The sequence below is a fragment of the Dysgonomonas sp. 37-18 genome (assembly GCF_001899125.1).
In the GTDB taxonomy this organism is placed as follows: Bacteria; Bacteroidota; Bacteroidia; order Bacteroidales; family Dysgonomonadaceae; genus Dysgonomonas.
In genome coordinates this window covers 15,112-33,209 of the sequence record NZ_MKVC01000049.1, presented here as the reverse complement: position 1 = coordinate 33,209, position 18,098 = coordinate 15,112, and the positions used below count along the sequence as shown (strand labels likewise).

Genomic DNA, 18,098 nt, shown 5'->3' with positions numbered 1-18,098 from the left:
TAAACTCTTTTGATAAAATTATACATAAATGAAAAAACTACAAGTTTTCCAACCTGTAGTTTTCATTTACACAATATCTTGGACACTGTCCATGCTTAAAGTATTACTGGGCTATAAATCTAATATTAAATACCTGCAAATTTAGCCTAATCGACAATTTGTCAATCGACTCTTTTAATAACATTTCTTGCCACTTCTATCTTATACTTCTTACCCTTCATTTTTTCATCTCTGATATTGCTAAGAAGAGTTTTTATGGCAGAAAAACGAACAGCAACAAAAGAAATAAAATCTTTGACTTCAATCAGTCCCAAATCAGATTTATCCAGTTTTCCCTTTTGTAAAAAGAAGCCGACAATATCACTTTTATTCAACTTGTTTTTCTTACCTCCGCTTACATAAATTGTCTGATATTCTGGGCGGTTGGGTAATGGCTTTCCTGTTGCCACTCGCAACACATCTAAATTGTCAGAAATATAATCCGGAGTTTTATCCTCCTTGAATTGTATAATATATGCTGTTCCCGAAGCATGCATACGGGCTGTACGTCCATTGCGATGCACAAATTCACTTTCCTTAGAAGGAAGATGATAATGTATTACGTGATTCATTTCGGGAATATCCAATCCTCTGGCTGCCAAATCGGTGGTGACGAGATAATTTAAGCTTCCATTTCTGAATTGAACCAAAACTCTCTCTCTATCATCCTGATCCATTCCACCATGATAATATCCGGTCTGTATTCCTTTCTTATTCAATAAGTCGCTGATACGTTCGGTTACTTCTCTGTGATTACAAAAAATAAGGGCAGGTTCGGAATTGAGTGAACAGATAAGATGGAACAGAGATTCTATTTTATCTTTTTCGGGAGATAAAACAAGCTTGATCGAAAGGCTTTCGCTTTTCTCTTCTTCTATATAATCAAGCGTTACGGGAGATTCCATTTTTACAAAGTCCGGAATTTCCACATCGGATGTAGCTGACAGCAGAACTCTTTTTTGAAGATTGGGCAGTTGGCTGATGATTGTATTCATTTCGTCCTGAAAACCTAATTGCAGAGATTTGTCAAACTCGTCCAGCACTAAGGTTTTGATAGAATCAGTATCAAAAGATTTTCGATCCAGATGGTCTGTCAATCGTCCGGGTGTTCCGATAAGCAAAGCCGGAGGGCTGCTTAAATTCTTTAGTTCGGTATCAATAGCATGTCCGCCATAACAAACATTTACTTTAAACTTTGTTCCCATCTTTTTCCAGACCTGCTCTATTTGAAGAGCTAATTCTCTCGATGGTACAACTATCAAACATTGTACTTTTGTTATATTCTCATCCAATAATTGTAGAACCGGTAGGAGAAACGCAAGTGTTTTGCCGGAACCGGTAGGAGATAATAACAAAATATTTTGTTCTCTAAATATCGCCTTTTGGGCTGCTATCTGCATCTCATTCAGGTCTTCAATCCCGAGATTGGATAATATGCTTTTGTTCTGGTCTGCTACTTTCATGGAACAAAGGTAAGATATTATAGCTCACCGTTTTTCTTTTCTCCGCTTTTTACTACAACAAATATTCACTCCGGTAGATTTTAAAAATAGACATTTCCTGAAATCTTTCTTGGCTCTGATTATCAAAGAATTTCGTTAGTTATATAAGGCAATGTATGCTATGGAGTAATGGTGTATAATAGGAATTGCAGAAGTCTATAATGTTAAAAAAGTTAAATATGCTTATTCTTCTTGATTCGTCATGCAAGGTTTCAGAAAAGAGAGGATTTAATATATGAAAGTTCACAGGATGTAGTGAGTCCTGATAAAACAACGCTTAATATAATTATAAAAATGAAAAATCTACAAAAATTTTCTAGTTTATTTTTTCTGACTTTAGTAACCGTAACTACTATCGGTTTTACATCATGTGACAAAGATGACGACAAAAAAGCTCTGAAATTGAATCCGAGTAAAGTGGAAGCCGAAATTGGCAAGACAGTTACAGTAACAGTTAGTGGTGGTACAGCTCCTTATAACGTTGCATCAAAAGATCAAAAGATTGCTACCGTAAGTGTTGATAAGAGTACTGTTACTATTACCGGAGTAAGTAAAGGTGCTACATCCATTTCAGTAACTGATAAGGATAAAAAGAAAGGCACTATATCTGTGACAGTAAAAGAAGTTGGATTGGACTTTGATAAAAAAACACTTGAAGTAGCTGTTGGAAAAGAAGATGTTGTAACAATAAAAGGAGGAGTAGCCCCTTACCTAGCTACTGCTAAAGATGCAGCAATTGCTTCAGCAACAGTCAAGGATAATAAAGTTACAGTTAAAGGAGTGAAAGCTGGAACAACTACTATTACAGTGACTGATAAAGATAAAAAGAATAGTGGAACAATATCTGTTACTGTAAAATAATAAGGTTTTACTAAAAAAACAATTATAAGTTATACCTTTGATCAAAGGTATAACTTATGGCTTAAGGCACAATCTTTAATATTGATGAAAGAGTTCACATGTTCATAAATGATAGAAGACAAAGATAAGGAACAAGAGCTACTTGAAAAGATTATCTATGGAGATATCTCTGCAATGAGAGATTTTTATAACAATTATTCTGGATATTTTACAACAGTCTGCTCTCGTTATATCTCAAATCGGGATGATATTAAAGATGTTTTACAAGAAAGTTTTATTAAAATATTTAAATCGATTACTGGTTTTGAATACAAAGGGACGGGGTCTTTGAGAGCATGGTCTACCCGTATTGTAGTCAATGAATCGCTGAAGTTTCTTAAGAAAAGTGAGAAACTGAATATTGTGAATAGCCCAGCATGGAATTTGCCCGATATAGTAGAAGAGGAAGAAGAGGCCGACTTTGATGAAACTCCAACATCAGTCATATTAGAAATGATCCGCTCTCTTCCGATAGGATATAGAACAGTATTTAACCTTTATGTTTTTGAAAAAAAGACTCATAAAGAAATAGCTTCAATATTGAATATTACAGAAAATACTTCCGCATCTCAATTGCATAGAGCGAAGTCTCTTTTAGCAAAACAGATAAGTGGATATAGAAGATCAATCAAAAGGATGGAGTCATGAATAATCAATGGTCAGAAAACCTACGTAAACGGATGGAAATGCATGAAGAGCCATCCCCGGAAGGATTATGGGAGGATCTTGAACAGATTATACAAAAAGAGGATTTCGCAAAACCGTTATCAAAATCCAAGAAGATTTTGTTATGGAGCAAATGCATTGCTGCGGTGGCGGCCGTAGCAATAATTGCATTGGTGATTGGTTATAATATATCAAATCAAGAGCCGGAAGAGATACAACTTGCAATAGAAACACCTTCGCAGCAGGATACTCCTGAAGCAATTATAAGTGTTTCGGATGAGGGGGATAACTCTATGGTAAAAACCGGTAGTCAGTTGTTTATACAAAAGACAAACACAAAGAGATCAATATCAGCAATAGCAACACAAACAGAAACATTTCCTTCTATAGACACAGTTAATCTTACAATAAAAGAAGAGGCTAAAATAGCCCAAGAAATACTCAAAGAAGATACCCTTGAATCTAAGCCAAAGTCGGATAAAACTAAAAATAAACGTTTATACTCAAGTGATAGCAAGAGTTTAGACCTTGCATCCGAATTTGATTTCTATGAAAACAGACAAAGAAATACACCTGCAAGATGGGGTGCAAATCTTTATGCATCAAACTTATCGGCTAGTACAACAAACAACTATAATGGGTATGGCACGTTAGCCCCATGTAGTCCGCCAATAGATAACAGTGAAGCGGATCCCGACGCAAATGAGGATCCGTATGGAGATATTCTTGTTCAGAATAAACATAAGAGTGTCTATACTGATGTTAAGCATAGGCAACCGGTAACCGTCGGTGTGTCTGTGAATTACAATTTAGACGAAAACTGGAGTTTCACGACCGGATTGACTTATACCTTATTATCATCTCAACTTCGGTCGGGTAGTGATCGTTATTATTATAATAGTGAACAAAGCCTTCATTATATTGGTATTCCTTTAAAAATCAATTATAATATTTGGAGAAATAGAAAGTTATCCATCTATTTATCCGCAGGTGGGCAAGTTGAAAAGAATGTATCGGGGAAGCTAACCACAGATTATATTGTTGATAACAAGCTTGAATCCACTAAGAAAGATAATATATCAGTTGATCAGTTGCAATTATCTTTAAATACTGCGATAGGGATACAATACAATCTTTCGAAAAAGATAGGATTATATGCAGAACCTGGGGTAAGTTATTATTTTAAAAATAAGAGTGAAATTGAAACCATCTATAAAGAAAAACCTTTAAATATAGGTCTACACTTTGGTCTTAGTTTGTCTTTAGGTGGTGGATAAATTAATTCCAATCTGGAACATGCCGTTAACCAGATTGGAATAATTCTCAAAGCTTATTATAAATCCTCATTTGGTAAACATGCTTCTGTAAACTGACCAATGCGCAGATACTGATTATACAATGCCTTGTACTTCTCATGTTTCTCCATCTCGGGCATATATTCGCAGATAAACCCTTGTCCCATTCCCACTTGTGCTTCCTGTATATTACTATATCTTCCGGCAATCACTGCCGCGAACATAGCTGCACCCAGAGCGCAGGTTTGTTGCGATTTAGCAACCTTGATAGGCAGGCCGATTACATCCGAAAGGGTTTGCATTACAAAAGGTGATTTTTGCGAGATGCCTCCAATACCAATTACCTCTTTTATCTCTATTCCTGATTTTATGAAGCGGTCGATAATAGACTTGGAGCCAAAAGCCGTTGCTTCTACCAGTGCCCGGAAAATGAGTGGTGCCGAACTGCCTAGAGTCAAACCTGTTATCGATCCTGTTAATAACTGATTAGCATCAGGAGTGCGTCTACCATTCATCCAATCGGTAGCGATGATTGTACTTTGTTCGATAGGAATTTTTGTAGCCTCATCCGACAATTGTGGTATAATAGCTTCGCCGACTTCTTCTATCAGTTTTGTTTTTGCGTCTTTATCCAGTAATTCGCTCTTAAGTAATATGTTCTGTAACGGCCATTCCAGCACCTTGCGAAACCATGCGTACAAGTCGCCAAAGGCAGATTGTCCGGCTTCCAGCCCTACAAATCCGGGGATGACCGAACCGTCTACCTGCCCGCAAATACCGGGTATAAGCATATCTTTCATTTCGTCGTAAGGTACAGTCATAATGTCGCAGGTGGAGGTGCCCATCACACGGACAAAGGAACCGGGCTTGATCCCTGCTCCTACAGCACCCATGTGGCAGTCTATAGCACCTATTCCTACCTCTACATCGGTTGTAAGCCCCAATCGTGCTGCCCATTCGGAAGTAAGTTTTCCGGCAGAAGTATCTGATGTATATGTTTTTTCGTATAAATGTGCCCGGAATCCTGTCAGCAGAGGCGATAATCTGGTAAGGAATTCTTCGGAAGGAAGCCCTCCCCATTTTTCATGCCACATAGCTTTATGCCCTCCTGTGCAACGGCTTCTCATAACACTTTCGGGCTTTGTGTTTCCTGTCAGCAGAGCAGGCATCCAGTCGGTATGCTCTATCCACGAATAGGCTTGTGAACGTATGCTTTCATCCACCCGAAGCACGTGCAGTACTTTAGACCAGACCCATTCTGCCGAATAAATCCCTCCTTCGTAGGCAGTAAAATCTATATCCCACTTTTTAGCCAATTGATTTATCTCTATCGACTCCGAAATAGCCGTATGATCTTTCCATAGGATGAACATTGCATTCGGATTCTCTTTATATTCCTCCAGCAAAGCCAACGGTATTCCGTCTTTGTCTACCAATGCGGGAGTACTGGCTGTCATATCGAACGATATGGCGATTATCTGTTTTGAAATATCTACTCCTGCTTTTGCCAACGACTCTTTGATCGCAGTTTCGAGCGTATCAATATAGTCCTGCGGATGCTGCCTATACTGGTTTGCTTGCGGATTACAATACAATCCTTGTTTCCATCGGGGATAATATTGTACCGCTGAGGCTATTTCTTTTCCGTCGTCTGTATCAATTATCACAGCACGGCACGAATCTGTACCGTAGTCAACCCCAATAACATACTTTCTGCTCATAATATTTATATATTTTGTTATTTATTATATTCATCTCAATCGGGATTTTCCTCATTTGCCAGTTCGGCTTTCATCATAAACACACTGTATGGAAACCATAAAGACATATGGAAATATAAATTATCACCGTCGAGAGACAATGGATGTATATATGGTCCATAGAGTAGGGAGTATTCCTTTCCTGTGGCTAATAACTTAGGCTCACTCCATTCGCCTGTAATTTCATCTGCATCGCGCAAATTCATTTCATATCTCTCTTCGCAGAGGTAAGTCATTATCCATCTTTTATACTTGTTATGGAATACTATGGATAGTTCGCCTACAGCATCATCAAACAGATTCGTGGCTTTTGTTTCATCACCTTCGATCCATTTTTTCGCATCTTTGTTCCAGTATTCATATTTGGTTTGGTCTTCTATATCCGCTTCTCGAAAACGTGCTACGCGGGGACTGCTTTTGCGTCCGGTTTCTGTGCCGATCATATATACATAGCCGTCTTTCTTGAAATAACCCGCCTGACCAAAATTACTGTCCGAACCGAAATAAATATTCTCGCATTTCGCCCATGTTTGTCCGTTGTCAGTAGATTTATATATCCCCGAGTAATTGGTAATCCACCCATGCCACTTTTTCATATTGAAGTAATGCACATAGTCGGCACCATTGGCACGTATGGCAGCAGTGGGGATCGATGTCCAGTCTCCTTCTCCCGACATGTCTTTTGCTCCGTATACTATCTCACGAGCTTTACCCGTATCATTCACAGCCATTCCGTTTATGGTCATGCCATCTTCGAGGTTTTGATCGTCCGAAAAAGCCAGTACATTACATCTCCAATTACCGCCATTAGGCCCCGGAGCTTGAGGGTTGGGCTTGAAATCGCTACCGTAAGTATCGCCGAAAAATATTCCGTATTTTCCTTTTTCCATCTCCCATATTATCCCTAAATCTGTTCCGCCCACATCAAACATGCGGGGCGTATCGTTGGGGCTAAAAAGAGTTTCTCCTTCCATTGGAGTTCCTGTCACACGGGATATGCGTTCTACTTTTTTTATAACGATTCCGCTATTATTGCCTTTATTTTTATCTGGTCTCACCGATTGAGCCAAGCTATTATTTTGGCAGGCAAACAGAAAAAATAAAGCTGGTAATAGCCGGAATATAATATATCTTTTTTTCATGAATTTTATCGTTATTATGTTCTTATCAGTTAAAATGCAAGTTCGGCTTTCATCAGGAATACATTATAAGGTCGCCACAAAGACATCAGAAAATAGAGACTATCTCCGTCCAGTGCAGCCGGATGGATATACGATCCATATAGCTGAGGATAATCTTTCCCTGTAGCCAACGTTTTGGGTTCACTCCATTCGCCTGTAAGCTCGGCGGCAGCACGCATGGTTATTTCGTAACGCTTGCCACAGAAATAAGTTATTATCCAGCGCTGAAACTTTGTGTTGTATGCAAATGATAATTCTCCTACTGTATCTTCAAACAGATTAGTGGCCATAGTCTCATCGCCTCTTATCCATTTCTTCTGATCTCTGTTCCAATATTCGTAAAGCGACTGGTCTTCTATATCTTTTTCTGCGAACCGTGCTAATCTTGGATTGCTATCGCGTCCGGTCTCTGTACCGATCATATATACGTAACCGTCCTTTTTGAAATAGCCCGCCTGACCGAAATTACTATCGGAGGTGAAATTTACACTTTGGCATTTTTCCCAAGTCATACCGTTGTCTGTAGAGCGGTACATTCCCGAATAATTGGTAACCCATCCTGTCCAGTTTTTCATATTGAAATAATGTACATAGTCGATACCATTTGCACGGATGGCAGCTGTGGGGATAGATGTCCAGTTTCCATTTCCTGACTTATCTTTTCCTCCGTATATCAATTCCCGGGCTTTGCCTTTTTCATCAACAACCATTGCATCGATCGTCAATCCGTCCTCCAGATTTTTGTCGGAAGAAAAAGCCAGAACATTGCATCGCCAGTTATCGCCAAAGGCTGCCGGATCGTCCTGATCGGGGACGAAGGCTTTACCGAAAGTGTCGCCCAGAAATATTCCGTATTTACCTCGTTCCATTTCCCATACAATACCGAGGTCGGTTCCACCCACATCATACACGTCGGTAGTATTGTTAGGTGAAGCAAATTTTTCATTCTTCATGGGTGTTCCTGTCACACGGGCAAGGCATTCTACCTTTTTTATGTTCAAGGGTTTGTTCTCTCTTTTCTTTGTATTGTCTTTATTGTTACAAGGTTGTGTTTCCGGTATTATGTCATTGTTCTTTCCTGGCAAAATCAGAACAAACAATGATCCTGCTAGCAACAATAAGAATTTTACTCTAATTGATGATATCATTATTTTATTTTCGAATACAGGTTTATAATATTACTTATGGTTTTCATTTCCCCATAACTTAGGATTTTCTCCTCTGTTTTTTCTCCATTCGTGACGCCAGTAGTGCATATCTTGTACGTTGATAAATGGTTTTAATTTCCGTGTCTCCTTAGAAGGGGCAGGAGGTAATACACTCGCTTCTGTCTGATACCAGTAAGCCACTGTTGCCATATCGAGTGTCAGGTTATTGGCATGCCCATGCTCTATACTTGCTTTGAGGCTTTTTTCGAAAAAGACAGGGTCTTCGATGAAGAAACGGTAAACATGTGTCCGTCCCAGCCATCCCACATCGTTATTGACGCGAGGATATCCGAAATATGGATGAGAGTAAGGTTCTTTGGGGCACCATGATGTATTAAATAAATCTTCGGTTCCTGTTCCTAACAGTGATGCTTCTTTTTCGCCATCTATAAACCAAAAGTCATCACCTTCGCCGTACCAGATTGGGGAGGGACAGTGTACATAGTAATTAATTCCTACAAAATGTCCTTTGCCCTTGATGTCTGCAAAAACATAATTCCGGTCGCCCGATGTGTTTTTATCTTGCTTGCCTATTATCGCCCATTCTGTCTCTCCCTCCGGAGCGGCTTCGGTCAGCTCTTGATTGTACCAGGCATGAAAGCGTCCCAGATCGGGAGGAAGTTTCTTTGTCTCGTAGTAATCGACATAGAAATAAAACTTTTCAAGATTTACTTCCGATTGGTTTTCTATTTCTATCTTCGCACCTTTGGCAAACGGCATGGAAAAGTATGACACCATTGAAGTTCCATTTGCCGGACCTGCCGTTATAGGCAGAGCCGAATAATTGTAGCGCTCGTTCCATCCCTGCCCGAAGAAAGGGCCGATAGGCGACTCCACAGACGGATAACTATTTCCATCCCAATACATACGGATAATAATATCGCTACGGTTCAATATATGAGGCTCGGGAGCAATCGTAATCCATATATGATTTATTATTCCAGAACCCGGAATCTCTGCAACGATACGCTTTTCGCCTGGTTTTATATCCGACAGGTGATCTAATACGCCTCCTGTAGGATCATTACTACTGATGCGTCGGTTGCGCATTCCGTTTTTTATTTGCGATAGATCATACATTGTTCCCGGAACGGGATTTTGAGCCTCAATTTCAGGGCTATATAAAAAGGTAGCCACGAGGCATACTATTATAAGTTTCAAATAATCTTTTCTCATATTCTTGTGTATTCCAATCTTATTTGGTTTTAAAATACTTCTATAAGGAAACTGCAACTGCATAGAATTGCAGTTCCAAATAGAAGTTCCTCTAAAGCCTAATAAAAGGTTAATAATTGATTGATTCTCAAAACAACATTATTTATATAGAAACTATATCCAGCGTACTGGAATGCTAAAAATTTAAAGGATACGTCAGGTTATAGTCTTCGGGTACTATAATCATAGCTGTGATGCCGTAAAATTTAGCCCATTGTGTATTATCCGGCCCTGGTCCTAAGGTGATTTTTATTTTACCATCGTTGTCAGGCAGAATATTTTTTACTGTAGCTACATTCGATTGGTTATTCGATGTATATAAGAGAACTTTCTCTTCAGTATTACCTTTAACTATATATTCCGTTTGAGTAACATTGTTGTCTGCAATTGTTGCATAAAAAATGAGTGTATATTTTATGTTTGCTTTCAGCTTTGATAAGGTGAATCCGGCTGAAGCAATATTAATGCCGTCGTTGAAAAACATATCGAAAGCCACATTATCAGGAAATCCTAATGTATTGAAGTGGGTACTTCTGTCCAGAGTCAGGAATGAGCCGTTGACTTCAATTTCATATTTAGATGTAAAACCTTTTATATCTGTCAATCCTTGTAACTTCCCACTCGAAGAACTTAGTAAATTATTAAATGGATTTGGAGATTCTATAGTTCCAAAATCCATAAAAATCGGGTAGTTGAACTGAAAAGACTGGTTGATTTGCAGTGTTGAGGTATATTGCAGTTTTCCATTTTCAGATTCTACTTTTAAGTAAGTTTTCCCTGGTTTTAGTCCGGTAATGATAACTGAATTGTCTCCATTTTCAACGAGGCTTGCTAACTCTTGATTCGCAACACTCCATTTGTATTTTCCTGCGGCTGTCTGGTCGCTATCAAATTCCGGAGTTACGGTTATTGCATTATCTTTATCGGTTTCGATCACAAGATCACGGTTAGGAATCCTCACATAAGGTCTGGCTTCGCCTTTTTCGTAACCAACCTCTTCTGTACACGAACCAAGCACAAATGCGAATAAAAGGAAATAGACTAAATACTTAGTTGACTTCATATAACGAAAATTTAGATGTTAAATTCATAGTATAATTTGATTGATGAGGATGTCTTATGAGACATCCTCATACTGATAGAGTTAACCTTATTTATAAATAGGTCCATAAGCCTGACATGCCCTGTAGTCCGAACCTTCGGTATCGGAACCAAATGCAGCCCATGCAGAAGGACGGAATATCTTATCTTCTTCTATATTGTGCATACACACAGGTATGGATAGCATCGATGCCAACGATATCAGGTCGGCCCCGATATGTCCGTAGCTGATTGCACCATGATTAGCACCCCAGTAGTTCATTACCGAATATACGTCGCGGAAGTATCCCTTACCTGTTACACGAGGCACAAAGAATGTCGATGGCCATGTTTTATCGGTACGCTGGTCGATAACGTCAAACGCTTTGTCGGGGAAAGTTGCCGTCCAGCCTTCGGCTATCTGCAATACCAGTCCCAGACCTTTGACGAGGTTTAATCGGCACATAGTTACCGGCATACCGCCGTTGGTAAGAAACTTGGAAGAGTAGCCGCCCCCCCTGAAATATTCACGTGAAGATGGCCCCCATTGGGTGGCTTTGAGCATTTTGCCCACTTCTTCCTCTTTGATTTCCCAGAATGGTTTCATCACAGGGTTACCGTTTTTCTCTTGCTGACCTGTGCCGTCGAGTGTGCATGAGCCCGAATTGATAAGGTGTATGGCTCCGTCTTTCATAATGCCTTCAGGCTTCCAGCCTGTCACACGTTCGATAGATTGCGGACTCCAATAAGTACGTACATCGGCAAACATCTGTGCTGTGTTGGTCAGGTATTTACCCAACAACATCGACAAGCCGTTCAGGTGATCGTTTTCGGTAGCGAATGCAAATGGTTCGCGAATGCCGTTCCAGTCGAATGATGAGTTAAGCATTGCCTCAGAAAAGTCTCCGTTGGGCATAAAGTCTGTCCATTGGCGTTGTCCCTGAAATCCTCCGCAGATGGCATTATGTCCCATTGCTTCTTCTCCCCATCCTGTTTCAGCCAGTTTCTCGTTACCGGTCATCAGGTCACGGAAAATTAATGTCATTTTCACTACAAATTCCCAATCTTTGTCTTTTTGTTCGCGGGTGCTTACCAGATGTTGCGGGTTGTGGTCGGGCAGTTCGTTGGGTACACAATGTTTTTTAGTCCATGCCAATGCCTTTTGGTATTCTTCCTTATCATATATTTCTTGTTGTACACGGCGAAGTATCTCCGAACAGTCTACATATTCGGTACGCATGCCGAAGTATTCCTGAAGCATATCGGCGTTGACCATCGATCCGGCAATACCCATCGAAACAGTTCCGATAGACAGATACGATTTGCCACGCATCAGGGCAAGAGCCAATCCTGATTTGGCAAAGCGGAGTAGTTTTTCTTGTACATCAGCCGGAATAGAATTGTCGCCGATATCCTGCACATCACGCCCATAGATCCCGAAGGTGGGCAATCCCTTTTGGTTATGGGCTGCCAGAGCCGCTGCAAGATAAACCGCCCCGGGGCGTTGTGTTCCGTTGAATCCCCAGATCGCCTTTGGTATCAACGGGTTCATGTCTATCGTTTCCGAACCGTAGCACCAGCATGGGGTGACGGATAGAGACAAGCCTACATTCTCTTTTTCAAACTTTTCGGCACAATTGGCGGCTTCTTTTACACCTCCGATACAAGTGTCGGCAATAACGCATTCAATGGCTGAGCCGTCAGGGTATTTCAGGTTTTCACTGTAGAATTTGGCTACGTTTTTTGCCATGTTCATAGTTGTTTCTTCCAGTGACTCACGAATGCCCTTGCGGCGTCCATCAATGATAGGACGTATGCCTATCTTGGGATAATTTGTTTTGCGCATAATTTTTTTAGTTTTTGATATTAAACTTCAATTATTATTGTTTTTCTAAAGTCAGTACGTCAAAATGGAATTTTGATCCCTGCTCTGTTTTTTTTACTTTAATGGATATTGAATTAGTATGCCTTGTGAGTGTAAATGTTCCTAAATCGGCATTTTCAATTCTTACTTCATCTTTGCTGTAGACATTCTCCCACGACTTCAAAGGTTTCTGACGATTCCACACCTCAAAAGCACCACCATCAGGTGTCTTAAAGTAGGTCAGTTTTACTTTGTATACACCTTCGGGTATTTCATCCAGCATAATTCTTACCATCCCTTCATTTTCTGCTTCAGCGATTAAACGCCCTTTGTTTTGAATTTTTAGCCCATCGCCAATGGATAGGTTCATCAGTTGCGGAAAGAAAATGTGCGTTGTCGGATAATAAACCGTCCGCAGCTCTTCGGTGGGTTCTACCCCGCAGGTAGCAGGCTCGGATCCGTAATAGAATGCAACGGAGGTGTAGTCTACAGGGAAGAGATTTTTCTCAGGTCCGTGTTCTATCGTAACCAATAAGTTTTCATTGAAAGTAACTTTATCCGTCAGGAAGAAACGGTAAGCACCTGTACGAGCCATTGGCAACGAATAGTCGAGAGCTCCGTGTATGGGCAGGCTGACACCACGATCCCAACGGTCGAGTAATGCATACCAGCCTCCGTTGTAATAGTCTTCCGATCCTGTGCCGTGCATTCTCAGTTTATTGTCAACTATAGTTGAATCATCCCCTTCGAAAAATAAGGTCATGCCGGGTTGCAGTCCTTGTGCAATATGGGTGATGCCCATATAATGCCCTTTGCCTTTGATGTCGGCGAGGAGATAAGGTTCAAAATCTTTTGGTTTTATTTCCCTGCGCCAGATAGTATACAAACGACCTTCCTTTTCGGTGTCCTGAGCTTCTTTTGTATAGTATACCTTTGCCTTAACTTCTATCTTAGACTGATTGTCGCCTTGTCTTTTTTTGTAAACAAGACTCATTTCCGCCTTATTTTGGTAAGGCATCGGGATGTACGAATAATTCACTCCTTGATGGTAGCCCAGTAAAATGCTTTGCATCGCCGGTTTGCCATATGCGTAACCAAAATAGTCGGCAGCCGGGCTGTAGATTGCCGGTTTGGAATCATTGTCCCATAAGGCTTGCAATAGTATATCTTTGTTCGTGCCCTCGAGTGAAGAACCGAGTTCCAATTCGAATCCGGCTATGCGCCCACCTTCGTTTGCCGTGAAGAAAGGGAGAGTTTCGCCCGGAGCGATGAAGAATTGTTTTGTTTCGGTCAACGTCGTTGTTTTGTCAGGTACAGTTAGCGGCTCAACCTGACGTCCCCAAAATTCACAGGCCTTTGCTAAAGCGTCTTTTTGCGGTTGCTTCCAGTCCATAGTGAATGATTCTACCGTTGTATTTTTAGGGTAGGGGCGATACTGTATTTGGTGAAACATTATTTTCTCGCCGCAAAATACAATCTTGCATGATTTTGCAAACTGGATGGGTATGTAACAATAATATCCTCCTATCTCGTTTCCGCAAATTGGATTGATGAACGGAAACGTTTTACCCGAAAACAAATCAATAAAAGGAATGCTGATACGTGGTGTTTTTTCGCCATCGATATAAAACTGTATAGTGTCGTTTGTCGGCGTGGGTGTCCAGATACGGTTTATAACACCGGGCCCTTTATAATCGGCAAGTACCAGTTTATTATCTTCCTTGCGGATAAAGGAGTATTTGCCCGAAAAACCGTCATCATTATTTCCTGTACGGTCATAACTCGATTCCTGTTCCATCACTCCTTCGCGGTATAGGGGCAACAGAGCGGGGTTGTACAGATGTTCCAGTTCATCCGTTAAGGAAATGGCAACAGGCGTCTGTTTGGTCTTTCCCTTCTTCTGCGAATGGGCAGGAAGTACTAATAACAGGCACAAAACTGTAAAAAATAATTGTCTCATAATTTATTTATTATCAGGGTTATCTTATTCAAATATTGCTGCTCCAAATCTGTCTCTGATACGATTGTAGGCTTCGGCCGCAGCGCCATTTCCCCAGTCGTAGATCGTAAATTCGCCAATGCCAATTCCTTCTTTGCTGGTTTGACCTCCGTGTCCGTAGTTTTCCATGGTGAAGCCATAATCCTTTTCATTGAAAAACGGCCATACTTTTTCCCATTGTTCTTTTGCTGTCGGATTCTGAGGGCAATACATCATTGAGAATGAAGCGCGCAGGGCTGCCAATCCGCGTTCGGTATATTCTTTCTTTTTCAGCAATTTGCCATATTCCATTATGGTCTCGGCAAAAAGGCTTTGGCGCGAATCATTCCATTCTCCGTCAGCATTCATCACCCCGAATCCGCCTAATCCGTTGACATAGATATAAGGTGGTTGCCATGCACTTTGTGTCATCAGCATTTCGTCGAGTGTCCGTTGTCCGAGAGATAAGTATTTCTTGTCTTTTGTCAGCTTATAACATTCCAGTAAGGCTTCGGCAGTCCAGAATATGGAGAAGTTGCATTGCTTATACATGTTGTTTCTCTCTATCTTTTTACCTACCCAATCGCGGCTGCCCAACCGACTGCAAGACCAATAGGTTTCGAAGTCCTCCCAACGTCCTTCTTCAATGACATCTTTGCATACGGCATCCATAGCTTTGAGCGCTGCGGTGCGATATTTCTGATCTTTGGTCAGCTCCCACAATTTAAGGAGGAATGTTACGCTCATTGATGTTTCGGGCGAATCGTTTAAATGCTGCATCGGTTGAAGGGTTTCTACGTCGAGCCATCCCGGGAAAAAGCCCCGTACATCTTGTTTCTTTAATAATGCATCTGCATAGCTGCGTGCATAGTCGAGTAAGCGTTGATCTTTTTCTAACTCGTCGTACCAGCGAAGCATCAATGTGGCAGTCCAACTCATATCCAAAATATGGAAAGGAGCTTTACGTGCATCCGATGTATAAGGATTACGATTCGAATTGCCCCAATAATAGGTATCCCATCCTTTCGATCGGTTGTAAGACTTGCCATCGATCTTTACGGTTTCCATTTCGGTACCAATCAGACCATAGAAGAAACCATCTTTGGCTGGTGCTGCCAATACCAACTCTTTGGACAGATTGGCTTTTTCGAGCAAATCACTGTTACTCATACGACGTGCATAGCGGTACAATCCACTTGCCGAACGTAAGGAGCTGAACCAAGCCTGATTCCAGATGGAACGGAATTCGCGTTCGTTTACTGGCTCAGGGTAATTTGGACTTTGCGTTGTATTAACTATAAATACGGGGGCTCCAACCTTTTTTCCGTCGATGACAAATTCTTGCCATACGGCATGCTTCCAAGTGTTAAATGCCCAGTTATAGGTATGTTTTATATATGGTTCCAAATCTCCCTTTATGGGGTTGCCGTCTTCGAAAAGTTTATGCCCCCAGTTAGACCAATAAAAGTCTAGCGGCTTGCGAAAGGGATTATCCAAATCTGATTTCTGATTATAACTCATCAGGTAAAAGCCAAATTCGACTTTACCTTTAGGATATGTAGCACCGTTTGCTCGTTCGTAGATTACGTGATCCGAAACGAAGCTTTCGCTCATTCCCAATGTCAATATATTTTGAGGCGCATTCATATCCATATACCAGCGCACAGGTGTTCCGCCTTGCATGATTGCCACATCGGGCATAACCACTAATCCTTGCTTTGCGTCTGTAACAATCATTGCCGGTGCTCTGAAAACATGTTGGTCTATGATATTCTTTTCGTATGGACTTATATGTGGTGCCCAATTGAATATGGGGCTGAATGCTGGGAAAACTGTGAGTTGCCAGTCGTTTTGTTTTATTTCTTTTGGCAGGTCGAATATCAATTTTACATGTATCAGGTTATTTCCTACAATCTTGATTTCTTGTGAAGGCTGTATTGTTCCCAATGCCCCGAACTCTATCTTATTTATTATTTGTTTAAACTCTTTTGGGAAACCGCTTGTATCAAGTCTTAATCTTTCGGAAGCATTAATTTGAACCAGAGCTAAAAAACTTAGTATACTTCCTAATAGTGCTATATGAAATATTCTTTTTGTCATATCCAAATTATAAAGCATCGGGGCGGGAATACCCCGACGCTGATTTTGTATTGCTTTTTAGAACGAATTTATAATTTCTTCAATGGAAACTCCAAGCAGTTTTTTCGCTATCGGATTCAGGTCGGCAGCCTCACCTACAAAATGATACACATTGTGATTGTGTGACTGAGCCTCGCCCGATTTCAAAAATGCAGCAGGCGAGCAGCTTTCGACTTCGAGGAAGGGCCCCATTATACTACCGTCTTCCAGCGGGCCGTCATTGTAGGCATTCATCGCATCCCCTACAAGTGGGTTTTTGGTGGGGTTCCACTCCTGATTGAGGTATGTGGCTCCTTTCTCTACGCCGAACGTTGTAATGGTCAACCTCTTCGAGTCGGGATCATAGTTGCCTGCAATACCTGTTGTACGGAACGAATTCAATCCTAATTTGCCACGATGATTGCCATCGGTTTTGAAAAACAAGGTATTCCCCTTTACTGTCAACCGATCGGCAGGGATTTCGCCAAAGTAGTCGCTGGTAACGATTTTTCCCATTGCTCTTTCGTCTCCTGCATGGAATGGGATAACAGTGACGGCTTTAGGTGCAGGTATAAACATATCCAGCATCCATATACAAATGGTTCCTGTTTTTTTTGTCCACTCAAAGTTGTTTTTGTTTGTGATTACGTTCTGTGTACTATAAGCTACAGACTTAACCTTGTCACTTAACTCAACACCGAGCGAAGATTTGATTTTGTCAGGATTCAGAAATTCAATTGTACGATCCACATTCAGCTTGAGCTGTGTTCCTACATAGTTTTTCACTTCCATTTCCTTCCTCATCTCAACCTTTTGTCCTGTTGCCGAGACCAGTACCCACGGCTCAATATCGATCGGCTTTGGGGTATGCCAGTTGTCATATACCTGCTTTTTACCCGGTTCGAAATAAACTGAGTATTGTCCACCTTCGGGTCCTAGCCAAAAGCGGTTTTCGCCTCCAAAGCCATTCATGTGCTCGTCGGGAGTGGACAGCTCGAAAGCCTTATAGCCTATAAAGCCCATGCTTCGTCCCGATAGGCCATCGGCAGTACTGGTAAATACTTTTGCTTGATATTTGGGAGACACAATTACTTGGGCATTGTCGTTTTCTCCCTTGAGGACAATCAAACTGTCTTTCTTTGATAAATAATTCAGATCGTATCCGAATGTTCCTTTTTTGTAAGTTTCCATACTCATACTCTCATCTCCTTTTTTGGTGTTATTATTCCCACAGCTTAACAATAGGCTTGTTGCCAATGTTATGGTAACCAAATGATTGAAATTTTTCATAA

General features: G+C 40.9%; 13 protein-coding genes. 3 read left to right on the top strand and 10 right to left on the bottom strand.

The features are described 5' to 3' along the window. Positions 1 to 161: 161 nt before the first annotated feature. On the bottom strand, positions 162 to 1,502 hold the full coding sequence (locus BGO84_RS18545) for a DEAD/DEAH box helicase (protein WP_252639289.1): 1,341 nt from the start codon (positions 1,500 to 1,502) through the stop codon (positions 162 to 164). Between the two features lie 333 nt (positions 1,503 to 1,835). Between BGO84_RS18545 and BGO84_RS18540 the strand changes: the two genes are divergently transcribed. From BGO84_RS18540 to BGO84_RS18530, 3 genes are all read left to right on the top strand, one after another. Then, the gene (locus tag BGO84_RS18540; RefSeq protein ID WP_252639288.1) at positions 1,836 to 2,402 is read left to right on the top strand and encodes a pilus assembly protein N-terminal domain-containing protein; all 567 of its coding nucleotides are present in this window, start codon (positions 1,836 to 1,838) and stop codon (positions 2,400 to 2,402) included. Between the two features lie 108 nt (positions 2,403 to 2,510). Next, complete coding sequence (locus tag BGO84_RS18535) at positions 2,511 to 3,089, top strand: sigma-70 family RNA polymerase sigma factor (RefSeq protein WP_252639287.1); 579 nt, start codon at positions 2,511 to 2,513, stop codon at positions 3,087 to 3,089. Further along, positions 3,086 to 4,384, top strand: a complete 1,299-nt coding sequence (locus BGO84_RS18530) for a porin family protein (RefSeq protein ID WP_252639286.1) — start codon at positions 3,086 to 3,088, stop codon at positions 4,382 to 4,384. Before BGO84_RS18535 ends, BGO84_RS18530 begins: the two co-directional genes overlap by 4 nt. Before the next feature lie 56 nt (positions 4,385 to 4,440). Here the strand turns inward: BGO84_RS18530 and BGO84_RS18525 are convergent, their stop codons facing one another. The 9 genes from BGO84_RS18525 to BGO84_RS18485 form a co-directional block, all read right to left on the bottom strand. Further along, positions 4,441 to 6,123 carry a ribulokinase gene (locus tag BGO84_RS18525; RefSeq protein WP_252639285.1) on the bottom strand — a complete coding sequence of 561 codons (1,683 nt, stop codon included), beginning with the start codon at positions 6,121 to 6,123 and terminating at the stop codon, positions 4,441 to 4,443. A gap of 35 nt (positions 6,124 to 6,158) precedes the next feature. Next, positions 6,159 to 7,304, bottom strand: a complete 1,146-nt coding sequence (locus BGO84_RS18520; RefSeq protein ID WP_252639284.1) for a DUF4185 domain-containing protein — start codon at positions 7,302 to 7,304, stop codon at positions 6,159 to 6,161. A gap of 29 nt (positions 7,305 to 7,333) precedes the next feature. Next, positions 7,334 to 8,491: a DUF4185 domain-containing protein gene (locus BGO84_RS18515; RefSeq protein WP_252639283.1), complete on the bottom strand. Its 1,158-nt coding sequence runs from the start codon at positions 8,489 to 8,491 to the stop codon at positions 7,334 to 7,336. Between the two features lie 30 nt (positions 8,492 to 8,521). After that, positions 8,522 to 9,727 (bottom strand): glycoside hydrolase family 172 protein, encoded by a 1,206-nt coding sequence (locus BGO84_RS18510; protein WP_252639281.1) that lies wholly within the window; start codon positions 9,725 to 9,727, stop codon positions 8,522 to 8,524. Between the two features lie 175 nt (positions 9,728 to 9,902). After that, positions 9,903 to 10,829 (bottom strand): pilus assembly protein N-terminal domain-containing protein, encoded by a 927-nt coding sequence (locus tag BGO84_RS18505; RefSeq protein WP_252639280.1) that lies wholly within the window; start codon positions 10,827 to 10,829, stop codon positions 9,903 to 9,905. 87 nt (positions 10,830 to 10,916) lie between these two features. Then, positions 10,917 to 12,692, bottom strand: a complete 1,776-nt coding sequence (locus BGO84_RS18500; RefSeq protein WP_252639278.1) for an L-fucose isomerase — start codon at positions 12,690 to 12,692, stop codon at positions 10,917 to 10,919. A 34-nt stretch (positions 12,693 to 12,726) separates the two neighbouring features. After that, complete coding sequence (locus tag BGO84_RS18495; protein WP_252639276.1) at positions 12,727 to 14,670, bottom strand: glycoside hydrolase family 172 protein; 1,944 nt, start codon at positions 14,668 to 14,670, stop codon at positions 12,727 to 12,729. Between the two features lie 24 nt (positions 14,671 to 14,694). Beyond that, positions 14,695 to 16,788: a hypothetical protein gene (locus BGO84_RS18490; RefSeq protein WP_252639274.1), complete on the bottom strand. Its 2,094-nt coding sequence runs from the start codon at positions 16,786 to 16,788 to the stop codon at positions 14,695 to 14,697. Positions 16,789 to 16,845: 57 nt separating this feature from the next. Next, positions 16,846 to 18,096 carry a DUF6786 family protein gene (locus BGO84_RS18485; RefSeq protein WP_252639273.1) on the bottom strand — a complete coding sequence of 417 codons (1,251 nt, stop codon included), beginning with the start codon at positions 18,094 to 18,096 and terminating at the stop codon, positions 16,846 to 16,848. Positions 18,097 to 18,098: the final 2 nt, after the last annotated feature.